This window comes from Streptomyces sp. NBC_00019 (assembly GCF_045041015.1).
In the GTDB taxonomy this organism is placed as follows: domain Bacteria; phylum Actinomycetota; class Actinomycetes; order Streptomycetales; family Streptomycetaceae; genus Streptomyces.
The window spans coordinates 9174804-9200152 of the sequence record NZ_CP108302.1 but is presented as its reverse complement, the minus strand read 5'-3'; the positions used below and the strand labels follow the sequence as shown (position 1 = coordinate 9200152).

26 protein-coding genes and 4 pseudogenes are annotated in these 25349 nt (G+C 71.2%); 15 read left to right on the top strand and 15 right to left on the bottom strand.

Going from position 1 to position 25349, the window contains the following annotated elements; genetic code table 11:
* Positions 1 to 252: 252 nt before the first annotated feature.
* From OHU89_RS42655 to OHU89_RS42635, 5 genes and pseudogenes are all read right to left on the bottom strand, one after another.
* The gene (locus OHU89_RS42655) at positions 253 to 1140 is read right to left on the bottom strand and encodes a hypothetical protein (RefSeq protein WP_405650598.1); all 888 of its coding nucleotides are present in this window, start codon (positions 1138 to 1140) and stop codon (positions 253 to 255) included.
* 128 nt (positions 1141 to 1268) lie between these two features.
* A complete protein-coding gene (locus OHU89_RS42650; protein ID WP_405655119.1) occupies positions 1269 to 1394 on the bottom strand; it encodes a hypothetical protein in 126 nt (41 codons plus the stop codon).
* Positions 1395 to 1527: 133 nt separating this feature from the next.
* Positions 1528 to 2462, bottom strand: a pseudogene (locus tag OHU89_RS42645) (ABC transporter substrate-binding protein).
* Positions 2459 to 3130, bottom strand: a complete 672-nt coding sequence (locus OHU89_RS42640; RefSeq protein WP_405650595.1) for an ABC transporter permease — start codon at positions 3128 to 3130, stop codon at positions 2459 to 2461. Before OHU89_RS42640 ends, OHU89_RS42645 begins: the two are co-directional and overlap by 4 nt.
* A complete protein-coding gene (locus OHU89_RS42635; RefSeq protein ID WP_266899157.1) occupies positions 3127 to 3765 on the bottom strand; it encodes an ABC transporter permease in 639 nt (212 codons plus the stop codon). The genes OHU89_RS42640 and OHU89_RS42635 overlap by 4 nt, the downstream gene beginning before the upstream one ends.
* A 246-nt stretch (positions 3766 to 4011) precedes the next feature.
* On the opposite strand from OHU89_RS42635, the gene OHU89_RS42630 reads away from it, so the two are divergent.
* The 5 genes from OHU89_RS42630 to OHU89_RS42610 all read left to right on the top strand — a co-directional run bounded on the left by OHU89_RS42630 (position 4012) and on the right by OHU89_RS42610 (position 9303).
* Positions 4012 to 4797, top strand: a complete 786-nt coding sequence (locus tag OHU89_RS42630; RefSeq protein WP_266884872.1) for an ABC transporter ATP-binding protein — start codon at positions 4012 to 4014, stop codon at positions 4795 to 4797.
* 3 nt (positions 4798 to 4800) lie between these two features.
* Entirely contained in the window at positions 4801 to 6114 is a 1314-nt protein-coding gene (locus tag OHU89_RS42625) for an FtsX-like permease family protein (RefSeq protein WP_405650592.1), read from the top strand.
* A gap of 216 nt (positions 6115 to 6330) precedes the next feature.
* Positions 6331 to 7188, top strand: a complete 858-nt coding sequence (locus OHU89_RS42620) for a MoxR family ATPase (protein WP_266884876.1) — start codon at positions 6331 to 6333, stop codon at positions 7186 to 7188.
* Entirely contained in the window at positions 7185 to 8537 is a 1353-nt protein-coding gene (locus OHU89_RS42615) for a vWA domain-containing protein (RefSeq protein ID WP_405650590.1), read from the top strand. Before OHU89_RS42620 ends, OHU89_RS42615 begins: the two co-directional genes overlap by 4 nt.
* 16 nt (positions 8538 to 8553) lie before the next feature.
* Positions 8554 to 9303, top strand: coding sequence for a hypothetical protein (locus OHU89_RS42610; protein WP_405650588.1), 750 nt, complete (start codon positions 8554 to 8556; stop codon positions 9301 to 9303).
* Between the two features lie 109 nt (positions 9304 to 9412).
* Here OHU89_RS42610 and OHU89_RS42605 read toward each other — a convergent pair whose 3' ends face one another.
* From OHU89_RS42605 to OHU89_RS42595, 3 genes are all read right to left on the bottom strand, one after another.
* Positions 9413 to 9778 carry a cupin domain-containing protein gene (locus tag OHU89_RS42605; protein ID WP_405650585.1) on the bottom strand — a complete coding sequence of 122 codons (366 nt, stop codon included), beginning with the start codon at positions 9776 to 9778 and terminating at the stop codon, positions 9413 to 9415.
* Between the two features lie 135 nt (positions 9779 to 9913).
* The gene (locus tag OHU89_RS42600) at positions 9914 to 10897 is read right to left on the bottom strand and encodes a pyridoxal-phosphate dependent enzyme (RefSeq protein ID WP_405650583.1); all 984 of its coding nucleotides are present in this window, start codon (positions 10895 to 10897) and stop codon (positions 9914 to 9916) included.
* Positions 10898 to 10919: 22 nt separating this feature from the next.
* Positions 10920 to 11597, bottom strand: coding sequence for a transcriptional regulator (locus tag OHU89_RS42595; protein WP_405650581.1), 678 nt, complete (start codon positions 11595 to 11597; stop codon positions 10920 to 10922).
* Positions 11598 to 12045: 448 nt separating this feature from the next.
* Here OHU89_RS42595 and OHU89_RS42590 point away from each other — a divergent pair.
* Positions 12046 to 12663, top strand: a pseudogene (locus tag OHU89_RS42590) (lyase family protein); the annotation flags it as partial.
* 106 nt (positions 12664 to 12769) lie between these two features.
* Here OHU89_RS42590 and OHU89_RS42585 read toward each other — a convergent pair.
* Complete coding sequence (locus OHU89_RS42585; RefSeq protein WP_405650579.1) at positions 12770 to 13483, bottom strand: SDR family NAD(P)-dependent oxidoreductase; 714 nt, start codon at positions 13481 to 13483, stop codon at positions 12770 to 12772.
* On the opposite strand from OHU89_RS42585, the gene OHU89_RS42580 reads away from it, so the two are divergent.
* A complete protein-coding gene (locus OHU89_RS42580) occupies positions 13482 to 13667 on the top strand; it encodes a hypothetical protein (protein ID WP_405650577.1) in 186 nt (61 codons plus the stop codon). The genes OHU89_RS42585 and OHU89_RS42580 overlap by 2 nt on opposite strands.
* Before the next feature lie 19 nt (positions 13668 to 13686).
* Here OHU89_RS42580 and OHU89_RS42575 read toward each other — a convergent pair whose 3' ends face one another.
* On the bottom strand, positions 13687 to 14652 hold the full coding sequence (locus OHU89_RS42575) for a pirin family protein (protein ID WP_405650575.1): 966 nt from the start codon (positions 14650 to 14652) through the stop codon (positions 13687 to 13689).
* Positions 14653 to 14763: 111 nt separating this feature from the next.
* On the opposite strand from OHU89_RS42575, the gene OHU89_RS42570 reads away from it, so the two are divergent.
* The 3 genes from OHU89_RS42570 to OHU89_RS42560 are packed head-to-tail and all read left to right on the top strand — an operon-like array spanning position 14764 to position 16095.
* Positions 14764 to 15255, top strand: coding sequence for a MarR family winged helix-turn-helix transcriptional regulator (locus OHU89_RS42570; RefSeq protein ID WP_266884894.1), 492 nt, complete (start codon positions 14764 to 14766; stop codon positions 15253 to 15255).
* On the top strand, positions 15252 to 15698 hold the full coding sequence (locus tag OHU89_RS42565; protein ID WP_405650572.1) for a MarR family transcriptional regulator: 447 nt from the start codon (positions 15252 to 15254) through the stop codon (positions 15696 to 15698). Before OHU89_RS42570 ends, OHU89_RS42565 begins: the two co-directional genes overlap by 4 nt.
* Positions 15699 to 15747: 49 nt before the next feature.
* Positions 15748 to 16095: a tetratricopeptide repeat protein gene (locus tag OHU89_RS42560; RefSeq protein ID WP_171139178.1), complete on the top strand. Its 348-nt coding sequence runs from the start codon at positions 15748 to 15750 to the stop codon at positions 16093 to 16095.
* 56 nt (positions 16096 to 16151) lie between these two features.
* Here OHU89_RS42560 and OHU89_RS42555 read toward each other — a convergent pair whose 3' ends face one another.
* Positions 16152 to 17549: a PepSY-associated TM helix domain-containing protein gene (locus OHU89_RS42555; RefSeq protein ID WP_405650568.1), complete on the bottom strand. Its 1398-nt coding sequence runs from the start codon at positions 17547 to 17549 to the stop codon at positions 16152 to 16154.
* 139 nt (positions 17550 to 17688) lie between these two features.
* Between OHU89_RS42555 and OHU89_RS42550 the strand changes: the two genes are divergently transcribed.
* The 3 genes and pseudogenes from OHU89_RS42550 to OHU89_RS42540 all read left to right on the top strand — a co-directional run.
* Positions 17689 to 18333 (top strand): peptide deformylase, encoded by a 645-nt coding sequence (locus OHU89_RS42550; RefSeq protein WP_405650566.1) that lies wholly within the window; start codon positions 17689 to 17691, stop codon positions 18331 to 18333.
* 150 nt (positions 18334 to 18483) lie between these two features.
* Positions 18484 to 18588: pseudogene (locus OHU89_RS42545) on the top strand (hypothetical protein); the annotation flags it as partial.
* Positions 18589 to 18625: 37 nt separating this feature from the next.
* Positions 18626 to 19640, top strand: a pseudogene (locus OHU89_RS42540) (ABC-F family ATP-binding cassette domain-containing protein); the annotation flags it as partial.
* Positions 19641 to 19649: 9 nt separating this feature from the next.
* Here OHU89_RS42540 and OHU89_RS42535 read toward each other — a convergent pair.
* Positions 19650 to 21077 carry a dihydrolipoyl dehydrogenase family protein gene (locus tag OHU89_RS42535; protein WP_405650564.1) on the bottom strand — a complete coding sequence of 476 codons (1428 nt, stop codon included), beginning with the start codon at positions 21075 to 21077 and terminating at the stop codon, positions 19650 to 19652.
* Between the two features lie 121 nt (positions 21078 to 21198).
* On the opposite strand from OHU89_RS42535, the gene trxA reads away from it, so the two are divergent.
* Positions 21199 to 21585, top strand: a complete 387-nt coding sequence (gene trxA, locus OHU89_RS42530) for a thioredoxin (RefSeq protein ID WP_266884908.1) — start codon at positions 21199 to 21201, stop codon at positions 21583 to 21585.
* 37 nt (positions 21586 to 21622) lie between these two features.
* Here trxA and OHU89_RS42525 read toward each other — a convergent pair whose 3' ends face one another.
* Genes OHU89_RS42525 through OHU89_RS42515 form a run of 3 tightly spaced genes read right to left on the bottom strand, consistent with a single transcriptional unit; the run spans position 21623 to position 24595 of the window.
* Positions 21623 to 22801: a 4-hydroxybenzoate 3-monooxygenase gene (locus tag OHU89_RS42525; protein WP_405650561.1), complete on the bottom strand. Its 1179-nt coding sequence runs from the start codon at positions 22799 to 22801 to the stop codon at positions 21623 to 21625.
* Between the two features lie 39 nt (positions 22802 to 22840).
* The gene (locus OHU89_RS42520) at positions 22841 to 23887 is read right to left on the bottom strand and encodes a LacI family DNA-binding transcriptional regulator (RefSeq protein WP_405650558.1); all 1047 of its coding nucleotides are present in this window, start codon (positions 23885 to 23887) and stop codon (positions 22841 to 22843) included.
* Between the two features lie 27 nt (positions 23888 to 23914).
* On the bottom strand, positions 23915 to 24595 hold the full coding sequence (locus OHU89_RS42515) for a TetR/AcrR family transcriptional regulator (RefSeq protein ID WP_405650555.1): 681 nt from the start codon (positions 24593 to 24595) through the stop codon (positions 23915 to 23917).
* A gap of 98 nt (positions 24596 to 24693) precedes the next feature.
* Between OHU89_RS42515 and OHU89_RS42510 the strand changes: the two genes are divergently transcribed.
* Entirely contained in the window at positions 24694 to 25257 is a 564-nt protein-coding gene (locus tag OHU89_RS42510; protein ID WP_266819701.1) for an NAD(P)H-dependent oxidoreductase, read from the top strand.
* The last annotated feature ends 92 nt before the right edge of the window (positions 25258 to 25349 follow it).

Below are 25349 nucleotides of genomic sequence, written 5' to 3'. Positions count from 1 at the left end.
GTCGTCTGCGGGTCCGTTGTGGCTGGTCGCGCAGTTCCCCGCGCCCCTGAAGGGCCCTGCGGGCCTCCTCAGGGGCGCGGGCCGTGCGCTGTTGTCAGTGGTGCGTCCTACGCTCGCGGCTTGAGAGCTTCGGGAACCTTCGATGTCGCGGACTTCACGCCTGCCTCCGTACCGGCCTCGGCGATCGAGACGGCCGTGCCCGTCGGGGTCGCACGCACCGGGTGTGGTTCGACTACGAGTTGGACGCGTAGCTCACGAGCTCTTGCCCGGCCGGCGGGTCGAGTCGCGGCCCAGGATGCCGAAGGCCCAGCGTTCGTTGAAGCCCGCCACGAAGCCGATGGCGCACCAGAAACCCCAGAAGTCGGTGCCCTTGACGGCGGAGCCGGCGCTGCCCGGGGCCGGGCAGATCTCGGCCGCCGTGGCGGGCGTCTGGAAGACCGGCACGATGCCTCCGCTGAACAGGAAGTAGACGGCCAGCGCGAGGACCCAGCCGACGAAGACCCGGTAGAGGCCTTCGTGGCGCATGCTGCGGGCCATCTGGCCGGGTACGACCACGCCCTCGCGCCCGTTGGTCTGCCGCCGCGCGAGCTGGTCGGCGCTGCCCCGCAGCCGTACGAGAACGCTGAGCACCGCGCCGAACGCGCCGACACCTCCGCACACGACGGCGCCCAGCAGGCTCCAGCGGTTGGTGCAGTTGAGCGTCACGCCCATCGCCCCGAGCAGACCCACGCCCCACAGCAGCGGTGCGGCGAGCAGCAGCAGGCTGAGGGCGGAGCCCAGACCGAGTCCGATGTTGAGGCCCCGGCTGACGGCCGTCGCGCTGTCCTGCGCCAGCCGGCCCCTCAGGTCGGCGATCTCCTGGTCGAGGTACTCAGCCAGATGCTCGTTCGGCTTCTGGTCGCCGAGCCGCGGGTCCGTCAGCGCGTTGCCGAGCACCCGCACCACGGTCACGCGCGCCGACACCCTCGTCCGGTGTTCGAAGGCGCGCTGCGAGGCCCCGTGGAGCAGTTGCAGCTGGAGCTGCTGCTCGGGGTACAGATCGCCGAACTGCAGATAGGCACTGTCGAAGCCGGCCGGCACCACGTCGACGAGTCCCTCGGGCCGCAGCTCGGTGTCCGCGCCGTCGACCGATTCACGCATTCCCCGCCACCACGGGTGGCGGTCTCCCCCGTTGTTGTCCCCCATGAACCGGGTGTACCCGCACGGCCGGGCCCCGGGAAGCCTCCCCACCGCACCAGTACGGTCACCGTCGTCACGGAGGCGTCACGTCAGCTGTAGACGATCGGGCAGCCGCGGCGCAGGGAGTGCTGGGCGGCGCGCAGATACAGCGCCACGTAGAAGGAGGCGTCCAGATCCTCTCTCCTGCGGAACGGACGGGAACGGCGGCAGACCACGCCTGCTCAACTCCTCGTCGAGCCCCGAGGCGATCTCGCCGTAACCACCCTCGTGGTCACCGCGCCAATCCCGTGCGTCGACACTGACCAGATAGACACCCATGCCCGCAATGTACGGCGCCCCACTGACATCTCACTTCAGCAACCCCTTGTCCTCCAGGTAGCTCCGTGCCACGTCCTTCGCCAACCGCCGCCAGCTGTCCACCTGTTGGTTCATGGAGGCCAGGTCGGCCGTCGTCAGGACGTCGTTGAGCTTGCCGAGCGCCTTGGTGACCCCCTCGCTGCCGGCGCGGGAGCGGTTGACGACGGGGACGACGTAGTCGGCGTTCTGGAGGTGCTTGTCGTCGGCGGGGAGGACCAGGCCGAAGTCCGTGAGGGTGGCGTCGGTCGTGGTGGTCAGCACCATCTGGTCCTGGCCGCTCTGCACGGCCCGTTTGGCCTGGGTGGTGCCGATGCCCTTGGGGTCGACGCCGGTGATGTCGATGCCGTAGGTCTTCTTCAACCCCGGTTCACAGTATGGTCGTTGGACGCACTCGTCACCGGCGGCGAGCCGCACCTCCAGGCCCGAGGCGCCGAGGTCGCTCAGGGTCTTCAGGTCGTGCTGCCGGGCGTAGGAGGCGCTCACGGCGAAGGCGTTCTGGTCGACGGCCTGCCCGCGTCCAGGACCGTGAGTCCGCGTGGCGTGGCCAGTCGGCGCAAGGCCGTCATCGTGGCGTCGAGGTCGGGTGAGCCGACCGGGGCCGCGTCGGCGCCGTTGGTCTTGGCGTTGAGCCAGTCGGCGAAGGTGGCCGCATACTCGGGCACGACGTCGATCTGGCCGGATTCCAGGGCCGGTTCGTACAGTTCGCGGTTGGCGACGGTGAGCAGCGATGTCTTGTACCCGGCCTGGTTCAGCAGCCACGCGTACATCTGGGCGAGCAGGTCGCTCTCGGTGAACCCGGCGGACCCCACGGTCAGTTGGTGGCTGTCGCCGGGAGCGGCGGTGACCGCGCCCTGGTTCTCCAGGGAGGGGCCCGTGGAGCAGCCGGTCAGCAGGAGGACGAGGGCCGTCCCCGCGCATCGCCTCATCGCGTCCCCCTCGCCCAGCGGGGCGCCAGCCGCTCGGCGATCTCGAAGAAGCCCTCCACGATCAGCGCGAACACCGCGACGAGCACCGCTCCGGCCACCACCTGCGGCGTACTGGCGAGGTTGAAGCCCGCCGTGATGATCCGGCCCAGCCCTCCCCCGCCCGCCAGCGCGGCGATCGTGGCCGTCGCGACGAGCTGGACGGCGGCGATGCGTACGCCGGTCAGCACCATGGGGAGCGCAAGGGGCAGTTCCACGTGGAGGAGCATCTGCCGCCCCGTCATGCCCATCCCCCGGGCCGCCCGGACGACGCCGCGGTCCACCTCGCGCATCCCGACGTACGCGTTGGTGAGCAGGGGTGGGAGGGCGAACAGCACCAGGGCGACGACCGTCGGACCCTCTCCCCAGTCCCCGACGGGGGTCACCAGCAGAAGGACCAGCACGGCGAACGTGGGGACCGCGCGGCCGACGTTGGAGATGTTGACCGCCAGGGCGCCGCCCTTGCCGAGGTGGCCGAGGACGAGGGCCACCGGGAGGGCGATCAGACAGCTGATGACCAGGCAGACGACGGTGAGGACGAGGTGTTGCAGCAGCCGGTGCCAGATGCCGTCGTCGCCCGCCCAGTGGGCGGAGTCGGTGAGCCAGTCCCAGGTGTCGGTCAGGGTGGTCATCCGCGGGCCGCCCTCGTCCACGGGGTGATCAGCCGCTGCACACCCAGGAGCAGCACGTCGGCAGCGACGGCGATCACGACGCACAGCACGGAGGCGGTGAGGACCTGTGCCTTGAAGTAGGTGTTCATGCCCGCGTAGATGAGGTTCCCGAGCCCGCCGAAGCCCACGATCGCGCCCACCGTCACCAGCGACACCGCGGAGACCATGGCGATGCGCAGGCCGGCCATCGCGGCGGGCAGGGCGAGCGGCAGTTCGACGGTGAGGAGGAGGCGGATCGGGCCGTAGCCCATGCCGCGGGCGGCCTGTCGGGTCTCCTCGGGGACGGCCCGCAGCCCGGCGAGGATGTTCCGTACGAGCAGGGTGAGCGAGTAGAGGACGAGGCCGGCCACGACCAGGCCGGCCGAGAGTCCGTACACGGGCAGGAGCAGGGAGAACATCGCCAGGGACGGGATGGTGTAGAGGATCGTCGTGACGGCGAGGGCGGGACCGGACGCCCAGCCCCAGCGGCGGGCCAGCACGGCGAGCGGCAGGGCGATGACGAGGCCGATGAGCACCGAGACCGCGGTGAGCTCCAGATGCTGGACGACCGCGTCGAGGAGGATCTGTCGGCGGGTGCTCAGATACTCGCCGCAGATCCTCCCCCAGCTCTCGGCTTCGCTCGAGCCGGGGGGACCCCCTTGTTGCGCGCTGGCAGTCGTCCGGGGGCGCGGTCACGACTCCATTGCACCGGCGGGCCAGGGGGTCGGCTCGCTGGGGTGACCCGTACGGGGTGTCGCTGGGTACACCCCCCGATACGGGTTCTGGGCCCAATGTGGTCCCCGCGACATCTCCGTAATTTCTCTGTCAGGGCACACGGAGTGCCGGACCGAGAGGTGAAGACGATGTTTCGCACAGGCTCGCGACGTACGCACGACACGGGACCCGCCGCCGAGGCGCTGCGGCTGGTCAAGGTCACCAAGACCTACGGCAGCGACGACAGCGCCGTCACCGCTCTGGACGGGGTCACGCTCAGCCTGGGCCGGGGCACCTTCACCGCGGTGATGGGCCCGTCGGGTTCCGGCAAGTCGACGCTGCTGCAGTGCGCGGCGGGGCTGGACCGGCCCGACAGCGGCATCGTCGTCGTGGACGGCACCGAGCTGACGGGCGGCGGCGAGGCCGAGCTGACGAAGTTCCGGCGGGGCCGGATCGGGTTCGTCTTCCAGCAGTACAACCTGCTGGAGACGCTGACCGTCGCGCAGAACACGGTGCTGCCGCTCAAGCTGGCCGGGCAGCGCGTCGACCGGAAGCGGGCCCGGGAGATCCTGACGCAGGTCGGTCTCGGCGACCGGCTCGGGCACCGTCCCGACCAGTTGTCCGGCGGTCAGCGGCAGCGGGTCGCGATCGCCCGGGCGCTGGTCGCCGAGCCCCGGGTGATCTTCGCGGACGAGCCGACGGGTGCCCTGGACACGCGCAGCGCCCGGGATGTGCTGCGGCTGCTCCAGGAGGCGGTGCGGGTGCACGGGCGGACCGTGGTGATGGTGACGCACGACCCGGTCGCCGCCTCGTACGCCGACTCGGTGCTGTTCCTCGCCGACGGCCGGCTGGCCGGCGGGCTGACCGCGCCGACCGCGGACGCGGTGGCCGAGCGCCTCGCGCACCTGGGCGACGATGTGACGGCGGGGGTGTGAGCCATGTTCGTACTGGCCATGCGGTCGATCCGGCAACGCCCCGGACGGTTCCTCGCGACGCTGCTGTCCGCCTTCCTCGGCGCGGCGATCATCATGACGTTCAACTCGATGCACGACACGGCGGCGCGAAGCGGCGTCGACTCGGTGAGCGCGGAGACGCTGACGACCGCGGCGAGCGTGGTCGGGGGGTACGGCTCTCTGCTGGTGTTCTTCGCCGTGGCCTCCACACTCACGGTCAACGTGCGCCAGCGGGCCGCCGAGTTGGAGCTGCTGCGCTGCTCGGGAGCGACGCCGGCGCAGATCAAGCGGATGGTGGTCGGTGAGGCGGTGGCCGTCGCCCTGGTGGGTGCCGCGCTGGCGATCGGCCCGGCGATGCTCGGCGGCCAGGCGCTGCTGGACCTGTTCCAGGACAACGGTCAGGTGGCGGCCTCGGTCGACCACGCCTTCGGTCCGATCGCGTTGATGTCGGGAGTCACCGTCACGCTGCTCGCCGCCGCGGGCGCCGCGTTCCTCGCGGTACGTCGGGTGACGAACGGACAGCACCGACAGAGGGGCCGGGCGCGGAAGTTCTTCACCTACGCCGCTCTCGTGGCCGGCGCCCTGTCGGCCACCTCCACCTTCGCCTTCTCCGGCACGGACGAGGCTCTGATGGCACCGCCGGCGTACGGGGCGATCCTGCTGTCGGTGGGGCTCGCGATGCTGGCACCGCGGCTCCTCGAGGGCGTCCTGGACCGACTGCACCTGTCGGGTGCGGCGGGCTGGCTGGCCGTGCGCAATCTGCGGGAGCGGGCCGGGCACCTCGCCGGGATCCTGATGTCGCTGATCCTGTTCACGGCGATGGCCACGGCCACGCTCACCATGCAGTCGGTGGAGAGCGACGCCATCGACGCCTCAGGACTCGTGAAGACGGTGGACGCGAAGAACCTGGAGACGCTGAACTTCACGGTCGTCGGGATCATCGTGGTCTTCGTCTGCGTGATGCTGGTCAACTCGCTGTACGCGGCGACCACTTACCGCGGCCGGGAGTTCGGCCAGCAGCGGCTGGCGGGGGCGACGCCGAATCAGGTGCTCGGTGTGGTCGGGGCCGAGACGCTGGTCCTGACGGTCACCGGAGTCTTCTTCGGCACGGTCGCCGCGCTGGCGGGGACCGTTCCCTTCACCGTGGTGCGCACCGACTCGGTGCTGCCGGGCCAGGCCTTCGGCATCTGGCTCGCGGTGGTGTCGGTCGCCGTGGTGGTGACGCTGGGGACGAGTCTGGCGACGGCCCGCAAGGTGCTGCGCACACCGGCGACGGAGGCGGTGGGACTGGCCGCCTGAGAAGGACGTACGCGATGAGGGGCGGCTGCTTCGGCAGCCGCCCCTCACCTGTCGTCGGTCGTCGGCGGTCCGGCCTTGCGCCTCGACGCGGATGTGCACACCGTCACGCCGGCAGAGCCGGGCCGGGCCCGGATCCGGGGTGACACGAGCGCTGAACAAGCGCTTAGATAAGTGGACTGTCCTGGACCGCTCACGCCGCCGACCTGGAGGCCCCCGTTGTTCACTTCCGTCGACGACGTCTCCGCGCGCCTCGCCGAGACCGGCTATCTCGCCTCGCCCTCGGTCGCCACGACCGTCTTCCTGGCCGACCGGCTCGGCAAGCCGCTCCTGGTGGAGGGCCCCGCCGGGGTCGGCAAGACGGAGCTCGCCAAGGCAGTGGCCCAGGTGGCGGGGGCGGAGCTGGTGCGGCTGCAGTGCTACGAGGGCGTCGACGAGTCCCGGGCGCTGTACGAGTGGAACCACGCCAAGCAGTTGCTGCGGATCAGCGCGGGCCGCGACGAGACGTGGGACGAGGCCCGCACGGACATCTTCAGCGAGGAGTTCCTCCTCACCCGCCCGCTGCTGACGGCGATCCGCGGCGACGAACCGAAGGTCCTGCTGATCGACGAGACCGACAAGGCGGACGTCGAGGTCGAGGGCCTGCTCCTGGAGGTGCTGAGCGACTTCCAGGTCACGGTGCCGGAGCTGGGCACGATCACCGCCACCCGCCGCCCCTTCGTCGTCCTCACCTCCAACGCGAGCCGCGAGCTGTCCGAGGCGCTGCGCCGCCGCTGTCTGTTCCTCCACATCGGCTTCCCCGAGGAGGAGCTGGAGCGCCGGATCGTGCGGCTGAAGGTGCCGGGGCTCGACGCGGCGCTGGCCGAGTCGGTGGTGCGGGTGGTGGGTGCGCTGCGGGCGATGGACCTGCGCAAGCTGCCGTCGGTCGCGGAGACCATCGACTGGGCGCACACGCTCCTCGCGCTCGGCGCCGACACGCTCGACGAGACCGTCGTACGCGACACCCTGGGCGTCCTCCTCAAGCATCAGGACGACGTCCTCAAGGCGGCGGCGAAGCTCGATCTGGACGCGCTGTGAGCACACCGGTCGCCGAGCGACTCACGTCGCTCGTCGCCGCCCTGCGCGCCCACGGCATCCGCGTCGGCACCGGCGAGACGGTGGACGCCGCCCAGGCCATGACGGCGCTCGGCCTCGCGGACCGGGAGCTGCTGCGCGAGGGACTGGCGGCGACGCTGCTGCACGGCACGGCCCAACGGCCGGTGTTCGACCCGGTCTTCGACCTCTACTTCCCGCGGGGCGTCGGCGCGCCCGAGACCGGCACCACGAGCCGCGACGGTCTGCGCGACCGGCTGGCGGCCGCCCTCGCCGCCAACGACGAGGCCGTGATGGCCCGGTTGGCGGTCGAGGCCGTCGACGGCTTCGGCGGATACGGCTCCTCCCCCGCCTCGGACGGCTGGTCGTCGTACCAGACCCTCGAACGGGTCCGCCCGCAGACGCTGCTCGCCCGGGTCCGCGCCGACGTCCGTGCGCAGGGCGGGAGTTCGGGGTTCGCCGACCGGCTGCTCGACGACGAGATCCGGCGGCGTATCGAGTCCTTCCGCGCCTTGGTGGCCACGGAGGCACGGCGTCGGGTGGCGGAGCGACGCGATCGGGACGAGATCGCCCGGCGTGCGGTGCGGCCCACGGCCGACCGGGTCGACTTCCTGTTCGCCGGGAAGGCCCAACTGGCCGAGCTGCGCAGGACGGTTCAGCCGCTGGCGCGGAAGCTGGCCACGCGGCTGGCGGCCCGTCGGCGCCGGGCGGCCCGGGGCACGATCGATCTGCGGCGGACCCTGCGCGGTTCGTTGTCGACCGGCGGGGTGCCGATGAAGCCCGTACTGCGCAGGCGCCGCCCGGCGCGGCCCGAACTGGTGCTGCTGTGCGATGTGTCGGGCTCGGTCTCCGGCTTCTCGGACTTCACGATGCTGCTGGTGCAGGCCCTGCACGACCAATTCAGCAAGGTGCGGGTGTTCGCCTTCGTCAACCGGATCGACGAGGTGACGGGACTGCTGGAGCACGGCGCGGCCGACGCGGCGGGACTCGGCGCCCGGATCCAGTCCGAGGCGGCGCTCACGGGCTATCACGGCAGCAGTGACTACGGCATGGCGCTGGGCGAGTTCGCGGAGCGCTACGGCGACGCGGTCGGCCCGCGCACGACCGTGTTCGTCCTCGGGGACGCCCGGACGAACATGAGCGACCCCAACCTCGCGGCCGTACGGCAGATCTCCGAACGGGCCCGGCGCGTCTACTGGTTGAACCCCGAGCAGCACGCGCAGTGGGGTACCGGCGACTCCGCCGCGCCGGAGTACGCCGAGCTCGTCGAGATGCACGAGTGCCGCAACGCGAAGCAGCTGGGCACGCTGGTGGGACGGCTCCTGCCGATCTGAGCGCCATACTGTGCGGATGGACATGCGGGCCGGACAGGACGCCCGGCGCTGGCTGGCGGAGGCCGGCGTCACACAGGTCGGCGACGACGCGTGGATCGACGGCGACGCTCCCGAGAAGCAGCTCACCGCCAACGAGGTCGCTCAGTCCTGGGCGGGACAGGCCTTCACCGACGAACGTCTGGACGCCGCCGGGCGGTTGGGGCTGGCGTTCGGGCTGCTGGATCTCCTCGACGACTACTGGGTGACCTGCGAGATCCGCTTCGCCGACCGGGGCCCGAGCGGCCCGCTGCCGCCCGACGTCCTCTGGGACGGCTATCGGCGGCGCCTGGAGGCCCCCGAGACGGCCGACGCCGTGACCTACTCGCTGTGGGTCGACTGGTTCGAGGACCGCGACACCTGCGCGACCGCCTTCGCCGAAGTGCTCGGACGCGACGCCGACCACCTGCGGACCGACAGCCCGCAACCGCTGCTCCGCCGGGCCCGCCGGGTCCTGGAGTGCTCGGGCCCGGTTCCCTGGGCGGTGAAGGAGCGCGCGTACGGCATCGCCGCCCGCCTCCCGGCACTGCACCCGGCGCTCTTCAAGGGCCTGCTGGGCAGTTACCGCGACGTCTACGGCGACCTCGAACCGGCGGCCGCGCTGGGCCTCCTCACCGGGCTGAACCTCCCGGCGGACACCGCGCACTCGGCGGAACTGCGCGCCGTGCTCACCGCCGGGCACAGGAACCACCACCACAGTCCGCACGCCTGGGAGGAAGTCCGCAGGTGACCAGGAGGGGGTTCGCCGGAGGCCTCTCGACACGCAGGAAACCGATCAGTTCACTCTGCGTCAAGCAGGTAGATCGATCGGTTTCCGTACGGCAGGCCGACCCCGAAAGTCAGCTGTCACTCTTCTTGGCGTAGTCCGTGGCCATGCCGCCCGCGAAGTCGTAGACGATGCACTGTTCGTCGCCCACCACCCAGGCGTCGTGCCCCGCCGAGACCACGAAGACATCGCCCGGGCCCACTTCGCCCTCGTTGCCGTCGTCCATGCGGATGTGCATCCTGCCCTGGACCACATAGCCGTTGTGGTGGACCTCGCAGCTGCTGGTCCCCGCGATGGGCGCCACGGACTCGGACCAGCGCCAGCCCGGTTCGAACGTCCCGACAGCGAAGTCGAGACCCGTCAGATGGACGGCTTCCAGATGCCCGCGGGGGAAGTCCCGCCGCTCGTCCGGCTTGTCGAGGATCTTCATCTCCAGCATGTCGACGCTCCCTTCAGACCGCTCGCTCGGACCGGGCCGGTCTCCGTCCCCCGGCCACCACACGCGGCACCGGCGGGGGCCGAGCCCCACCACTCCATCGTCCGCCCGTCAAGCGGGAGCCGCCATTCGGGCGGGCTACGCCCCGGCGCCGCAGAGGCGGGCGAAGCGCTCGGCGTCCACGTTGCCGCCGGAGACGATCACTCCCACCCGCTCCGGAAGCTCCTCCACACGACCGGACAGCAGCGCGGCCAGCGGAGTCGCACCGCTCGGCTCGACGACGATCTTGAGGTGCTCGAAAGCGAACCGCATCGCGTCCCGGATCTCGTCGTCGGTGACCAGCACGATCGCGTCGACGAGCCGCCGGTTCACCGAGAACGTCAGCTCGCCGGGCGTGTGCAGGAGCTGCCCGTCGGCGATGGAGCGGGGAACCGGGATCGTGACACGCCGACCGGCCTCCAGGGAGCGCTTGGTGTCGTCACCCGTCTCGGGTTCGACGCCCACGACCCGGATGCCCGGGTGGAGCCCCTTGGCCCCCGTGGCGCTTCCCGCGATCAGCCCGCCACCACCGACGGGCGCCATCAGCGCACCCATCTCCCCTTCTTCTTCAAGGAGTTCGAGGGCCGCGGTGCCCTGTCCGGCGATGACATGCGGGTGCTCGTAGGGTGGGATCAGGGTGAGCCCCCGCTCGGCGGCCAGGGCTTCGGCGAGGGCGACGCGGTCACCGGTGTAGCGGTCGTACGTCACGATCTCGGCGCCGTAGCCGACGGTGGCCTCCCGCTTGGAGCGCGGGGCGTCCTCGGGCATGACGATCACCGCGGTGCTGCCGAGTTCACGGGCGGCCAGGGCGACCGCCTGGGCGTGGTTGCCGGAGGAGTACGTGGCGATGCCGCGAGACAGCTGCTCGGGCGTCAGCCGGGAGGCCGCGTTGTAGGCGCCGCGGAACTTGAAGGCGCCCACGCGCTGGAAGTTCTCGCACTTGAGGAGGACCTCGGCGCCGACGCGGGCGTCGAGGGTGCGGGAGCGGAGTACGGGCGTACGGTGGGCGACTCCCTTGAGCCGCTGGGCCGCGTCGCGAATGTCGTCGAGGGTGACAAGAGGGGTCGGGATCGGGGTCGTCACTCGGTGCCTCCATCGGGGGTCGTCACTCGGCGCCGCCGTCCGCGTCCGTGGTCGTGGCGCGGGCCTGGGAGAGGTAGCTGTAGGCGGAGGCGCGGGAGATGCCGAGGCGGGTCGCGACCTGCTCGATCGCACGGCGCACGGCGAAGACCCCACGGTCGTCGAGGCTCCGGAACAACGTGAGGCGTTCCGTGCGGTCGAGGGCGCCCCACGGCTGGTGTCGGTGCGTGTCGAGGATGGCGTCGACGACCGAGTCGATGTCGTCGCCGAAGGTGGTGACCGGCAGTTCGGCGGGGGTGCCGCCGATTCCGGCCAGCGCGCCGAGCAGCGCGTGGGCCTCGCTCGCGGCGGTGACGTCGAGGTTGACGCACAGGGCGCCGAACACGGTGCCCGTGGAGTCCCGCAGCACCATCGTGGACGACTTGACCGTCCTGCCGGCCTGGGTGCGGGTGACGTAGTTGAGCTCGTCGCCCGCCGCGTCCCCGCGGGCGACGATCCGCATGCCGATCTCGCTCATCGCCCCGCCCACCGCACGCCCGGTCACCGAACCGGCAAGGGCGACCACGGACTTGTCGGGGTTTCGATAGTCGTGCAGCACCACCTCGCACACCGGGCCGAACGTCGCCACCAGCCCGTCGACAACGGGCGTCAAGGCGGCGACGATCGCGTCCCGCTCCGCTTCCAGCGCTCGCTCGGACATCATGAGTTCTAGACTATCAGTCCAATCTCTGGACATGTAGTCCAGATCGTCGACATCCGACGTCGAACGCGGCGTCCTGCTCTCTGGCACTTCTGGGGACACGTGGCGGGATCGCTGTCCTCGGCCCGCGTGATCCGGCCAGATCCGGCTCCTGTCAGCCCGATGACTGGGAGTTGTCAGCTTCGCGGACTTCCATGACGCCAACTCCCTTCCCCCACCCCGAGGAGTGAGATGACCGACACCGTTCCCGACTTCCCGATGGCGCGCGCGGCCGGCTGCCCCTTCGACCCGCCTCCGGAGATGCTGCGGCTGCAGAGCGAACGGCCCGTCGCCCGCGTCCGGCTGTGGGACGGCAGCACTCCCTGGCTCGTCACGCGCTACGAGGACCAGCGGGCGCTGTACGGCGACGCGCGGCTGAGCGTCGATCCCCGGCGGCCGGGATTCCCCCACTTCGCAGGACTGCGGCGCCTTCGTCCAGCTCTCCGGCGTCCTCAAACGGGTCGCCGTGAAGCTCTCCAAGACCTGCAACGACCTGCGGCTGACCTCGTCCGGGCCCACCGCAGGGCTCGGCGAGATCAACCTGCCGCCGGTGCAGGCGGGTTCGTCGATCATGCCCGGCGTGGTCAACCCGGTCATCCCCGAGGTCGTCAACCAGGTCGCCTTCGAGGTCATCGGCAACGACCTCACCGTCACCATGGCCGCCGAAGCCGGACAACTCCAGCTCAACGCCTTCGAACCCGTCATCGCCTACAGCCTGTTGCGCTCCCTGACACATCTGCGCGCGGCCTGCGACACCCTGGCCCGCTGTGTCCCCGGCATCACGGCCAACCGCGAACACCTCCACGACAGCGTCCACCGCTCCATCGGTCTGGTCACCGCGCTCGCCCCGCACATCGGCTACGCCGCCTCCACCGCCCTCGCCCGCCAGGCCCTGTCCACCGGCCGCCCTGTCAAGGACCTCGCCGCCGAGGCCGGCCTGCTCACCGCGGCCCAACTGGACGTGCTCCTGCGGCCGGAGAACCTCGCCGGGCGCCACTTCGCACAGGGCTCGGCGGCAGCGACTCCGTGAACGACGGCGCAGGCACACGGGCGGACGCCGAGGCCGGTGCGGTGCGGCCGGGGTTCACACCGGTCACCCGAGCAGTCGGATCGCCCTGTCCGCTGGGGTACCGCGCTCAGTCGAGGCGGACGCCCGTGCGGCGCTCCAGGGCCTGGAGCAAGCGGGCCTGGAACTCTTGGTCCTGGGCTGTGGGGTGAGGTGACTGCGGGCTCCGGTGGTACCAGTAGCCGCCGGTCCGCGGGGTCACGTCGGGGTGGGTGGCGAGCCACGTCTGTGTCCGGTGGCCGGCGGTCAGGTCGTCCGGGGCGCCCGCGCCGCCCATGCGGGTGGGGACCCAACCGGGGTCGACCGCATGGCTGGTGGTGCCGTCCCAGCGGGAGGCGAGGGCGAGCGCGAGGGTGGTGACCCACAGTTTGGTGTCGTCGTAGGCGGCGCTCGCGGTGGCCAGCTCTCTCAGCTCGGTGGAGCCGGTTCGGTGCATCGAGCTGCTGAGGTAGATGAGTCTGGCCGGCTTGTCCATCAGCGCCGTGAGCACATACGGCGCGACGGTGTTGACGGTGACCGCGTCCGGAACGTGCATGGTGCCGGCGTTGTGGATGACGGCGTCGAAGCGGCCGAATTCAGCGGCCTGCCGGGCGACGCCGGGGATTTCGTCCGGCTGGGCGAGATCCCCGGTGATGACGCCTCTCCACCGGGCCTTGTCCTCCGGGTCGGTGAGACGGGCCGGGTTGCGCACATGGACGACCACGTCGTGGCCGTCGTCGGCCAGCGCGTCCGCCGTGTTGCGCCCGAGCCCGCTGGACGCTCCGGTCACCAGGATCAGTGCCATGTCGGTGCCCTTTCCTCTGTGGCGTGCCGGGCCTCAATTCGGCGGACTGGTCGGCGACTTCGGAGCGGCGGTGGTGGCGGGGTCGTGCGTGGCGACCCAGGAGACGAGGAGCCTGAGGCCTTCCCCGGAGGGTTACCGGGCCATGGACGAGCGCCGCGCCACGAAGGTGCTCCTCACCCTCTGACCCGCGCGGGATCCGCGGGTCAACGCACCCGTCCGCGCGGCTTCAGCGGCACCGGCGGCAGTGCGGGAGCGGGCAGGGGAGCGCCGTCGTAGCCCTTGACCTCGCCGAAGCGTGAACCGGTCGTCCAGTCCGCACGGGCCTGTTCGATCTCCTGCTGGGTGCGGCCGATGAAGTTCCAGAACATGATCAGCTCTTCCTCGAACGGCTCACCGCCCAGGAGCATCACGGAGGCCTCCGACTCGGCGCGCAGCGGCAGTTCGGTGCGGCCGCAGCCGAGGTAGAGCATGGAGCCGGGCAGGACCGGAACGCCGTCCACCCGTGCCTCGCCGGACATGGACAGCACGGCGTACTCGAAGTCCGGTTCCAGCGGGAGGCGCACGTCCGCGCCGCGGGCGAGGGTCAGGTCGGCGCCGACGATGGGGGTGTACGTCGTTCCGGGCGAGGTCGCGCCGTCGAGGGCGCCGAGGATCAGGGTGGCCGAGAGGCCGGGTGCCGTGACGACCGGCAGTTCGGCGTGGTGCTCGAAGTGCGGGTCGGTGTGGCGGTCGCTGTCGGGCAGGGCCACCCACAGCTGGGCGCCGTGGAGATAGGGGGCGTGCGACTTGGGGCTCTCCTCGGAGTGGCTGATGGCCCGTCCGGAGGTCATCAGGCCCAGCTCGCGCGGGTGGATCGTCTGGAGGCTGCCGGTCGAGTCGCGGTGCAGCACCTCGCCCTGGTGCAGCCAGCTCACCGTCTGCAGGCCCATGTGCGGGTGGGGCGGCACCTGCATACCGGGCTCGTCGGCGATGTCGTCGGGGCCGTAGTGGTCGACGAAGCACCATGCGCCGACCATGCGGCGCCCCAGGTTGGGCAGCAGCCGGCGGACCTCGGTGGACTCGCCGAGCTTGACGGTGCGCGGGCTGAGGAGTTCGCGAACGGGCTCCGCCACCACGAAGCCGCGGCCGCCGCACAGGGCGGGAGCCGCCTCGCGATCAAGATTGCTCATGGCGCCCAACCTAGACCCGCGAGCGGCGTCCCGTCAGTCCGTCGTCGGGGCTGTCCCGGCTCGTTCGAAAAATAGTAGCCATGTACATAGTAGCCATGTACTGTATTTGTCATGAGCGAGGGTTCCGAGAAGGCGACACCTGGATTCCTGGTGTGGCGACTGTCGATGAAGTGGCGCACCGCGGTGGACCGCGCGATGGCTCCGCTGGGGCTCACCCATGCGCAGTACTCGCTGGTGGCGTCCTTGTACGGCATGCAGCGCGCCGGTGAGCGCCCCAGTCAGCGGCGCCTCGCCGACCACGTGGGGCTGGAGCCGCTGTATGTGTCCAAGCTGGCGCGATCCCTGGAGTCCGCGGGCCTCCTGGAGCGCACCCGCGACCCCCGCGACCCACGCGCCGTACAGCTGACCCTCACCGAGCAGGGCCGCGACACGACCCGGCAGGCCATCAAAGTCGTCCAGGGGCTCCTGGAGCAGCTGCTGGCACCGTTCGGCGGTCAGGACAGCGAGCGCACCCGGGACTTCAAGCACGACCTCGTGACCCTGCTCGACGCACCTCTGGATCCGCTCGCCGTCACCGGCGAGCCCGACAAGGAGCAGTCATGACCACCACCACTCCCCTGCTCAACCCCCGAGTCATAGCCCTGGCCCACTACGCCGCCCGTGGCGTCCTGGAGCGGGTACTGGCCCGCCACGGCGCGACGTTCCAGCAGTCCGTCACCCTGCGGGTCGTGGCCGTCGCCGACGGACCGGTCGAGCGGGGCCATCTCGTCGACAGTGTCGTCGGCTCGCTGAAGATCGACGCCGCGGAGGCCCATGCCGTGGTCGACGAGCTGATCGCCGCGGAGCTGCTGGCTCCCCCGGAGCCGTCACGGGTACGGATCACGGACGCCGGACGGGAGCTGTACGACAGGACGTCCGCCGAGACCGCGCCCATCACGGCCCGGATCTACGACGGCATCCCGACGGAGGATCTCGCCGTCGCCGGACGAGTGCTGACCCTCATCGCCGACCGGGCCGACGCCGAGCTCGCGACCCTCGACAAGTAGTGGAATATTGAACCAACTCTCTCCGTTGACGGCCTCGAAGGAGGTCGGAGTGGAGATGACGTACTACGACCACGGAACACCGGCGGAGCGCTGGGAGCGCGCGCGGATGTTCTTCGACGCCAAGGACTACGCCGCCGCGGCGCGCGTTCTCGACGGGCTGGTCGAGGAGGTGCCGGAACAGACCGGACCGCGGCTGCTGCTGGCCCGCTCCTACTACCACTCGGCCCAACTGCGCCGCGCGGAGACCGAGTTGCGCATCATCGTGGAGCGCGACCCGGTCGAGCAGTACGCCCGTCTGATGCTGGGCCGCACGCTGGAGCGGCAGGGGCGGCACGAGGAGGCCGGTCCGCACATCCGCCTCGCCTCCGCGCTCGCGGGCGACTTCGACACGCTCTGAGCACGACAGCAGGGCCCGGTTCCGTCACGGAACCGGGCCCCTGTGCTGCCGTACCGTCAGGCCGCCACGTCGGCGCGCCTCCCCCGCCGGTGGCTGATCTCGCCGAGGACGATGTCGACGACGATGAACGCGGCCAGCGGAATGCCGAGGAGCGGGACGTAGTACCCGAGGACCGCGATGGCCGCCACGCACGGCAGCAGAACCAGCGGGGGCACCTTCTGCCAGGCGCCGCGCGGGATCGGACGGCCGAAGGCTGAGCCGCGGCCGCGCTGCCACCACATCCGGTAGCCCCACACGATCAACAGGATCAGGGAGAGCGCGAGCAGCATCAGGGCGATCTGGTTGACCAGACCGAACAGGACACCCGTGTGCAGGTCGATGCCCCAGCGGGTCAGCTTGGCGAGAACCGGGTGGTCGGCGAACCGCAGCACGTCGGTGACCTCGCCGGTGATCGGGTCGACGGCCACCGCGTCCTGCTTCGTGGGGTAGCCGCGCCCCACCTGCTTCACCACGTACATCGACGCGGCGTCGGCGGGCGGGACGATCTCGACCGGGTCACCGAGCCCCTCGGCCCGCGCCGCCGCCAGGATCGTGTCTAGGCCGACACCGTGCTCGGCGTCCCCGGCCGAGGTGGACGCGCCGTGCCCGGAGTGGTCGCCGCCCGCGCTCGCGGAGATCGAAGGGGTGGCCTGGTGCAGCGAGGTGCGCAGTACGTCGATGTTGGCGCCGGCGTAGGTGGACCAGGTCAGACCGGTCACCGACAGGAAGAGGAACCCGGCGGCGGCCCAGGCGCCGACGCCGCCGTGCAGGCCCAGGGTGCGGCGCCGCCCACTGGTCCCGCGCAGCTTGCGCTGGGCCCGGCGGCGGGTGAACCACATCACCAGGCCGGCGCTCGCGATCACCCACAGCCAGCTCGCCGCGAACTCGCTGTAGACGCGGCCGGTCTCGCCGAGGTGCAGATTGCGGTGGAGCCCGGAGATCCAGGTGCGCAGGGGGAGTGCGCCGGTCGAGCCGTACTGTTCGAGGGCGCCTTCGACCTCGGCGGTGTAGGGGTCGACGAAGACGGCGAGGGTGTGGTCGGCGTCGACGCCCTTGACTCCGGACAGCAGGACCCGGGTTGTCGCGTCGTCCTCCGGGGAGGGGCGGACAGCCGCGACGGCGCCCTCGGGGTGGGCCTCGCGGGCTGCGGTGACCTGCTCGGAGATGGGCAGTTTGATGTCTCCGACCTCGGAGACGGTCAACTCGTCGGAGTAGACGATCTTCTCGGCCTGGAAGGAAGCGGCGTAGAGGAGTCCGGTGCAGGCGGCCACGAGAAGGAACGGCGCGACGAGCAGTCCGGCGTAGAAGTGCAGGCGCAGCAACAGGGGGCGGAGCGGCGCCCAACTGCTGCGTGACGGCATCGGATCGGCGGCTTTCTGGGCCTCGTCCGTGGTCCTCGTGAGAGCGGAGGTCATCGGCGGTTCTTTTCTGGGGCAGGGGACGTTTCTCGGCTGTGCCGGTCCAGTAGTCGGGGGAAGAGGCCTTCGAGTTCCCGGGGATTGAAGTGACCTGCGTCACACAAAGGTGGGCGGGACGGCATGGCATCCTGGCGCGATGGCAACTCCCCGTCATCACGTGCCCCTTGCCGGGCTGGTCGAGGAACTCCTGGCGGGCGAGGGCCCGCTGCCGATCGTGGCGGCCGGTGATCCGGTGCTGCGGCGCGGCACCGAGCGGTTCGAGGGGCAGCTGGACTCCGCAATGCTGGCCCGGTTCGTCGAGGCGCTGCGGATCACCATGCACGCGGCGCCGGGCGTGGGCCTGGCGGCTCCGCAGGTCGGCGTGCCCCTGCGGATCGCGGTGATCGAGGACCCGGCGCCGGTGCCGGACGAGATCAGGGTGGCGCGCGGACGGGTGCCGCAGCCGTTCCGGGTGCTGGTCAATCCGTCGTACGAGGCGGTCGGTACCGCGCGCGCCGGGTTCTTCGAGGGCTGTCTGAGCCTGCCGGGCTGGCAGGCGGTGGTGGCGCGCCACGCCGAGGTGCGGCTGACGGGCGAGGACGAGCACGGGCGTGCGGTGGACGAGGTGTTCTCCGGATGGCCGGCGCGGATCGTGCAGCACGAGACCGATCACCTCGACGGCCTGCTCTACCTCGACCGGGCGGAGCTGCGGTCGCTGTCGTCGGGCCAGGCGATGGCGGAGCGTTGGGCACAGCCGACGCCGGCGGAGGCCGCCGAGTCGCTGGGCTTCGCACTGCCGTAGCCGGGCCGCGAACGGCCGCAACCGAAAATCGGAGGCGCCGATCCACGCGCCTCCCTTACCGTGGCCGCATGTCGACGCCCCGAATTTCCTAGCTGAGGACCCACTTACACGCCACCCGTGTGTCCTCTTGCTAGTTCGGAGCGTTCTCTCATGATCACCGTTCGTGGTGTCGACGTGCGCGTCGGCGCGCGTCTGCTGCTGTCCGACCTCTCCTTCCACGTCTCCCCCGGCGACCGCATCGGCCTGGTGGGCCGCAACGGCGCCGGAAAAACCACCCTGCTGAACACGTTGGTGGCTGCGCGCCTTCCTGGCGAACCTGCGGTCGGGACTGGTCCTGATCAGCCACGACACGTCCCTGCTGGCCGACACCGTCAACCGGGTCTTCCACCTGGACCCGCACCGCGCCACCATCGACGTCCACAACACCGCCTGGGGCGCCTATCTCGCCCAGCGCGAGGCCGACGAACGGCGCCGCACCCGGGAACGGGCGAACGCCGAACGCAAGGCGGCGTCCCTGCACGCACAGGCCGACCGGATGCGTGCCCGGGTGTCGACGGCGACGGCCGCGAAGAACATGGCCCGGCGCGCCGACCGGCTGCTCGGCGACCTCGAACCGGTGCGGCGGGCCGACAAGGTGGCCAGGATCCGGCTGCCCGAGCCGGAGCCCTGCGGCAGGATCCCGCTGGCCGCGATCGGCCTGACGAAGTCCTACGGCGACCATCGCGTCCTTGCGGGCGTCGATCTGGCCGTCGACCGGGGCAGCCGCCTGGTCGTGCTCGGGCCCAACGGAGCGGGAAAGACGACCCTGTTGCGGATGCTGGCGGGCCGGGACACCCCGGACGCCGGCCGGGTGGTCCACGGGCACGGACTGCGGCTCGGCTACTTCGCGCAGGAACACGACACCCTGGACCGGGAGTCGACGGTCGGCGCACATCTGGCGGCCGCCGTCCCCCCATCTGACGGACGGTGAACTGCGGCGTGTGCTGGGCTCGTTCCTCTTCTCCGGGGACAACGTCGACAAGCCGGTCGGTGTCCTGTCCGGCGGCGAGAAAACCCGCCTCGCCCTGGCGGGTCTGGTGCACTCCGGTGCGAACGTCCTGCTCCTGGACGAGCCCACCAACAACCTGGACCCGGCGTCCCGCGCCGAGGTGCTGGCCGCGGTGGGCACGCATCCGGGCGCGGTCGTCATGGTGACCCACGACGACCGCGCCGTGCAGGCGCTGCGCCCGGACCGGGTGCTGCTGCTCCCGGAGTCCGAGGAGGACCTGTGGCACGAGGACTACCTGGAGCTGCTCACGCCCGCGTGAGCACCGGCCTCAGTTGTCGCGGTAGCTCTCCAGCAGCCGCAGCCACACCTCGCTGATCGTCGGATAGGACGGCACGGCGTGCCACAGCCTGCTGATCGGTACCTCTCCGGCGACGGCGATGGTGGCGGAGTGGATGAGTTCGCCGACGCCCGGGCCGACGAAGGTGACGCCGAGGAGGATCTCGCGCTCCAGGTCCACGACCATGCGGGCGCGGCCCCGGTAGCCGTCGCCGTACAGGCTCGCGCCGGAGACGTTGCCGAGCTCGTAGTCGACGGCGCGGACCCGGTGGCCGGCCTGTTCGGCCTCCGCCAGGGAGAGGCCGACGGCGGCGGCCTCCGGGTCGGTGAAGACGACCTGGGGTACGGCGGAGTGGTCGGCGGTCGCGGCGTGCGCGCCCCAGGGGGCCGTCTCCAGGAGGGGGGCGCCGGAGGCGCGGGCCGCGATGGCGGCCCCGGCGATGCGGGCCTGGTACTTGCCCTGGTGGGTGAGGAGGGCGCGGTGGTTGACGTCGCCGACGGCGTAGAGCCAGTCGTTGCCGGTGACGCGGAGGCTGTCGTCGACCTCCAGCCAGGAGCCGGGTTCCAGGCCGACGGTGTCGAGGCCGATGTCGTCGGTGCGGGGGGCGCGTCCGGTGGCGAAGAGGATCTCGTCGGCCTCGATGCGGTCGCCGGCGTCGGTGACGACCACGACGGTGCCGTTCTCCCGGGTCACCGAGGCGACCGAGGTGCCGGTGCGGACGTCGGCGCCCGCCTCGGTGAGGCCCTCCTGGACCAGTTCGCCGGCGAAGGGCTCCATACGGTTCAGCAGACCCTTGCCGCGGACCAGGAGGGTGACCCGGGAGCCGAGGGCCTGCCAGGCGGTGGCCATCTCGGTGGCGACGACCCCGCCGCCGACCACGACCAGCCGGCCGGGCGCGGCCTTGGCGCTGGTGGCCTCCCTGCTGGTCCACGGCTTGATCTCGTCGAGTCCGGGGAGGTCGGGCAGGACGGCGCGGGTGCCGGTGCTGACGACGACGGCGTGCCGGGCGGTGAGGATCTTGTCGCCCACGGTGACCGTGCGGGGGCCGGTGAGGCGGCCGTGGCCGCGGTAGAGGTCGGCGCCGATGCCCTCGATCCAGCGGACTTGGCCGTCGTCCTTCCAGTGGGAGGTGTACTCGTCCCGTCGTGCGAGGACCGCGGCCGTGTCGAGGGGCCCCTGCACGGCGGGGGCGAGACCGGGCAGGCGCCGGGCGTCGGCCTGGGCGATGACCGGGCGCAGCAGGGCCTTGCTCGGCATACAGGCCCAGTAGGAGCACTCGCCGCCGACCAGCTCGCTCTCCACGACCGCGGTGGAAAGACCGGCCGCACGGGTGCGGTCGGCGACGTTCTCCCCCACGGGCCCGGCACCAAGAACCACTACATCGTAGGTGGTGTACACAGTGGATTCCGTTTCCGTCATGGGGTCAGTCTTACGGGTGGTGTGCGCTCAGGCCACATGGGTACGCGCGCGGAATACCTACTCGGCCTGCCGTGTTTGCGACGACGGCTTCGCCCCGACATCAGGAAGAGGGATTCACGCCATGAGCAAGACCGTGGAGCTCACCAAGGAGAACTTCGACCAGACGGTGACGGACAACGAGTTCGTGCTGATCGACTTCTGGGCGTCCTGGTGCGGGCCGTGCCGTCAGTTCGCGCCCGTCTACGACAAGGCCGCCGAGGCGAACCCGGACCTGGTCTTCGGCAAGGTGGACACGGAGGCGCAGCCGGAGCTGGCGGCGGCCTTCGGGATCCAGTCGATTCCCACGCTGATGATCGTCCGTGACCGGGTGGCCGTGTTCGCCCAGCCGGGCGCGCTGCCGGAGGCCGCGCTGACGGATGTGATCGGGCAGGCCCGGAAGCTGGACATGGACGAGGTCCGCAAGTCGGTCGCCGAGCAGCAGGCCAGCGCCGAGCAGAACGGCCAGTAGCCGTACGGCTGTTGAGACACCGCATCCCGGTCGGGGCTCACCGCTGAAGGGGAAGTCCCGTGTAGTTGGCGGCCAGTTCGGAGGCGGCGTGCCGGGATGCGGTGATGCGGCGCAGCCGCGCCAGTTGCATTCGGTGCTCGAAGGGGTCCGCGTCGGGCCGGGTGTGCAGCATCGTCGTCATGTCGTACGAGAATCGGGTCGCCTGCCAGACGCGGGCGAGGCACGACTGCGAGTAGGTGTCCAGGAGTTGCTCGGAGCCGGTGCGGCGCAGCTCCGCGAAGGCGCGGCCGAGCAGGCGTACGTCGGACACCGCGAGGTTGAGGCCCTTGGCGCCGGTCGGCGGGACGATGTGGGCGGCGTCGCCGGCCAGCAGGAGCCGTCCGTGGCGCATCGGTTCGTGGACGTAACTGCGCATCGGGGTCACGGACTTGGCGGTGATCGGGCCGCGGCGCAGGGTCCAGTCGGCGTCGATGGCGAAGCGGGCGGCGAGTTCGTCCCAGATACGGTCGTCGGACCAGTCGTCCGGGTCGGTGCCGTTGGGGACCTGTAAGTACAGGCGCGACACATGCGGTGAGCGCATGCTGTGCAGGGCGAAGCCGCGCTCGCCGCGGGCGTAGATCAACTCGTCGCAGGACGGGGCGACATCGGCGAGGATCCCGAGCCATGAGTACGGGTAGTCGTGCTCGTAAGCACGGCTCACCTCGGCGGGCACGGTGTCGCGGGCGATGCCGTGGAAGCCGTCGCAGCCGACGACCCAGTCGCAGCTCAGGGTCTGTTCGCGGCCCTCGTGCACGAACCGCACGACCGGTGCCGCGGTCTCCGGCTTCTCGATCGCGAGCGCCTCCGCCTCGAACAACAGCGGTGGCCCGTCGGCCAGTTGGAGGGCCACGAGGTCCTTCACGATCTCGGTCTGGGCGTAGATCGTGACGGTGCGGCCGCCGGTGAGGACCGGGAAGTCGATGTGGTGGCGTTCCCGGTCGAAGCGCAGCTCGATGCCCTGGTGGACCAGGCCCTGCGCCTCCAGTCGCTCGGCCGCGCCGCACTCGCGCAGGGCGTCGACCGTGCCCTGCTCCAGCATTCCGGCACGCTGGCGCTGTTCGACGTACTCGCGCGTCCTGGCCTCCAGGACGACGCAGCCGATGCCCGCGCGGTGCAGCAGGCGGGCGAGGAGCAGTCCGGCGGGGCCACCGCCGATGATGCCGACCGTCGTGCGCATGGCACGCCTTCCGTGAGTGACAGCCTCAGGCTCAGCCTCTCAGCTGGACCCGCGGTGCACCACCGTCGCTCCCAGCACCTTGTGCGTCTCGGGCACGGCGCCGGGGTTGCGCACCGCCCGGTCGACCAGTTCGGCGAGGTCGCGGCCGGAGGGCAGTTCGAGATGGACCGTGCTCAGTCGGGGCCGCAGGAGCCGGCCGATCATCAGGTCGTCGGCGCCGATCAGCGCCGTCTCGCCGGGCACGTCGATCCCCTGGTCCTGCAGGGCGCGCATCAGCAGCATCGCGTACTCGTCGTTGTACGCGAACACCGCGTCCAGGTCGAGGTCGCGCCAGCGGGCGGCGAGCCGGGCGCCGGCCTCCTCGGTGTGGGCGAGGGGCAGATGGGTCACGGTGGCGTCGGTGCCGCGCAGGGCGTTGCGCACGCCTTCGAGGCGGGGCAGCGAGAAGGCCTCCAGGCCCGCCTCCTCGGGGACGACGACGCCGATGCGGCGCCGGCCGCGCTCGTACAGGTGGGTGCCGGCGCAGTGGCCGACCGCCTCGTGGTCCATGAGCAGGGCGTGGGCGCCCTCGACGGACTCGGGGCCGAGGGTGACGACGGCGCGGGCGCCGGAGCGCTTGAGGACCGCGACGCCCTTCGGGCCGAGCCCGGCGCCGGGCACCAGGACGGCGACCGGGCGGAGTTCGGCCCAGGCGCGGGCGGCCTCGTCGCCGTGCAGTCCGACGCTGCCGTGCTGCACGACGGTGTAGTCGAGGCGGCTGAGGGCCCACTGGAGTTCGTTGATGAACTGGCCGTACAGCTGGCCGACGGGGATGGTGGGGGCGGGCATCAGGACCAGGCGGCTGTGTCCGGCGCGCAGGCTGCGGGCGGCCGCGTGCGGCACGTATCCGAGTTCCTTGGCGGCCTCGTGGACACGGCGGCGGGTGGGCTCACTGATCCGGACGGCGCTGGTGTTGTTGAGGACGTAGGAGACGGTCGCGCGCGAGACGCCGGCCAGACGGGCCACATCGGCGCTCGTGGGAACCGAGCGCGGTGCGGGCGACGCGGGGGCGGGCGTTTTCGGTATCTGCACCATGACGTGACGCATCTTTGCAGAACCTGTACGAGTCGCCTCTCAGCGGGTCGCCCCGGTGCCCGTCACGCGGGCCACCAGATCGGCCCAGCCGGCCTCGATGCGCTCCATCGGCATCCCGCACTCCCTGGTCAGGTGGTGGATCAGGGCGGGGTCGAGATACCCGAGCAGCGTCCGCGCCAGGAGTTCGCAGTCGGCGTCCGGCACGATCTGGCGCAGCAGGACCGTGACGTGCATGGTGAGCGCACGGTGCGACGGGTGGAAGAACCGGCGGGTGGGCTCCGGCTCGGCGGCGAGGTGGAGGTCCAGCTGCTCGGCCGTGCGGTACAGGACCGCCACGCCGAACGCCCGCAGCCGATCCAGGGGCGGCGCCCCGGGGCCCAGGGGCGGCGGGCCGCCGAGGAAGTCCTCCTGCAGCTTCTTCGCCGAGTGGTCCAGCAGTGCCATCAGCAGGCCGGTGCGGTCGCCGAAGCGGCGGAAGACGGTTCCCTTGCCGACCTGGGCCGCGGCGGCCACCGCCTCCATCGTGACCCCGGCGGCGCCGTGCTCGGCGATCAGCCGGGCGGCCGCCTCCAGCAGCCGGGCCCGGTTGCGCGCGGCGTCGGCACGCAGACAGGGCTCCTCCTCGGGTGTGCCGAGCTGCAGCAGCTCGGCCTCACCCGCAGGTTCCTGAGGCCTGGGAAACGGCGGCAGAGAGGCGGACATGACGACAGCGTAAAGCATCGGGAATGAAACTGGACCGCGGTCCGGTTAGGGTGATAGAAGTTAAACGGACCCCGGTCCGTATTGTGACGGCACTGTTTCAGCATCTTGGAGTTCGCATGTCTGTTCGCATCCTTGCGCTCGTCGGCAGCCTTCGCGCCGGTTCGCACAACCGCCAACTGGCCGAGGCGGCCGTCAAGTTCGCTCCCGAGGGTGCCAGTGTCGAACTCTTCGAGGGCCTGGCCGAGATCCCGTTCTACAACGAGGACATCGACGTCGAGGGCAGCGTCCCGGCCCCGGCCGCCAAGCTGCGTGAGGCCGCCCAGGCCGCCGACGGCTTCCTGCTCTTCTCCCCCGAGTACAACGGCACCATCCCGGCCGTCCTGAAGAACGCCATCGACTGGCTGTCCCGCCCGTACGGCGCCGGCGCCTTCGGCGGCAAGCCGGCCGCCGTGGTCGGCACCGCGTTCGGCCAGTTCGGTGGCGTGTGGGCGCAGGACGAGACCCGCAAGGCGCTGGGCATCGCCGGCGCCACGGTGCTGGAGGACGTCAAGCTCTCCATCCCCGGTTCCGTGGTCCGTTTCGCCGAGACCCACCCGGCCGACGACGCCGAGGTCGCCGCGCAGCTGACCGAGGTCATCGCCCGTGTGCACGGCCACGCCGGCGAAACCGCTGCCGCCTGATCATCTCCTCGCGGCGAGGGGCCTGAGCTCATGGAGCTCCGGCCCCTTTCTCATGCCCTTACGACCTCACGCCCGCACAACCCCTCACGCCC

Bases quoted from the DNA above. Each gene is read 5' to 3' on its own strand.
- OHU89_RS42610 (WP_405650588.1), top strand. From the start codon at position 8,554: ATGGACATGCGGGCCGGACAGGACGCCCGGCGCTGGCTGGCGGAGGCC.
- OHU89_RS42655 (WP_405650598.1), bottom strand. From the start codon at position 1,140: ATGCGTGAATCGGTCGACGGCGCGGACACCGAGCTGCGGCCCGAGGGA.
- OHU89_RS42585 (WP_405650579.1), bottom strand. From the start codon at position 13,483: ATGGCACTGATCCTGGTGACCGGAGCGTCCAGCGGGCTCGGGCGCAAC.
- OHU89_RS42510 (WP_266819701.1), top strand. From the start codon at position 24,694: ATGTCTGTTCGCATCCTTGCGCTCGTCGGCAGCCTTCGCGCCGGTTCG.
- OHU89_RS42595 (WP_405650581.1), bottom strand. From the start codon at position 11,597: ATGATGTCCGAGCGAGCGCTGGAAGCGGAGCGGGACGCGATCGTCGCC.
- OHU89_RS42515 (WP_405650555.1), bottom strand. From the start codon at position 24,595: ATGCTTTACGCTGTCGTCATGTCCGCCTCTCTGCCGCCGTTTCCCAGG.
- OHU89_RS42555 (WP_405650568.1), bottom strand. From the start codon at position 17,549: ATGACCTCCGCTCTCACGAGGACCACGGACGAGGCCCAGAAAGCCGCC.
- OHU89_RS42575 (WP_405650575.1), bottom strand. From the start codon at position 14,652: ATGAGCAATCTTGATCGCGAGGCGGCTCCCGCCCTGTGCGGCGGCCGC.
- OHU89_RS42630 (WP_266884872.1), top strand. From the start codon at position 4,012: ATGTTTCGCACAGGCTCGCGACGTACGCACGACACGGGACCCGCCGCC.
- OHU89_RS42525 (WP_405650561.1), bottom strand. From the start codon at position 22,801: ATGCGCACGACGGTCGGCATCATCGGCGGTGGCCCCGCCGGACTGCTC.
- OHU89_RS42565 (WP_405650572.1), top strand. From the start codon at position 15,252: ATGACCACCACCACTCCCCTGCTCAACCCCCGAGTCATAGCCCTGGCC.
- OHU89_RS42640 (WP_405650595.1), bottom strand. From the start codon at position 3,130: ATGACCACCCTGACCGACACCTGGGACTGGCTCACCGACTCCGCCCAC.
- OHU89_RS42535 (WP_405650564.1), bottom strand. From the start codon at position 21,077: ATGACGGAAACGGAATCCACTGTGTACACCACCTACGATGTAGTGGTT.
- OHU89_RS42625 (WP_405650592.1), top strand. From the start codon at position 4,801: ATGTTCGTACTGGCCATGCGGTCGATCCGGCAACGCCCCGGACGGTTC.
- OHU89_RS42570 (WP_266884894.1), top strand. From the start codon at position 14,764: ATGAGCGAGGGTTCCGAGAAGGCGACACCTGGATTCCTGGTGTGGCGA.
- OHU89_RS42550 (WP_405650566.1), top strand. From the start codon at position 17,689: ATGGCAACTCCCCGTCATCACGTGCCCCTTGCCGGGCTGGTCGAGGAA.
- trxA (WP_266884908.1), top strand. From the start codon at position 21,199: ATGAGCAAGACCGTGGAGCTCACCAAGGAGAACTTCGACCAGACGGTG.
- OHU89_RS42605 (WP_405650585.1), bottom strand. From the start codon at position 9,778: ATGCTGGAGATGAAGATCCTCGACAAGCCGGACGAGCGGCGGGACTTC.
- OHU89_RS42520 (WP_405650558.1), bottom strand. From the start codon at position 23,887: ATGCGTCACGTCATGGTGCAGATACCGAAAACGCCCGCCCCCGCGTCG.
- OHU89_RS42580 (WP_405650577.1), top strand. From the start codon at position 13,482: ATGTCGGTGCCCTTTCCTCTGTGGCGTGCCGGGCCTCAATTCGGCGGA.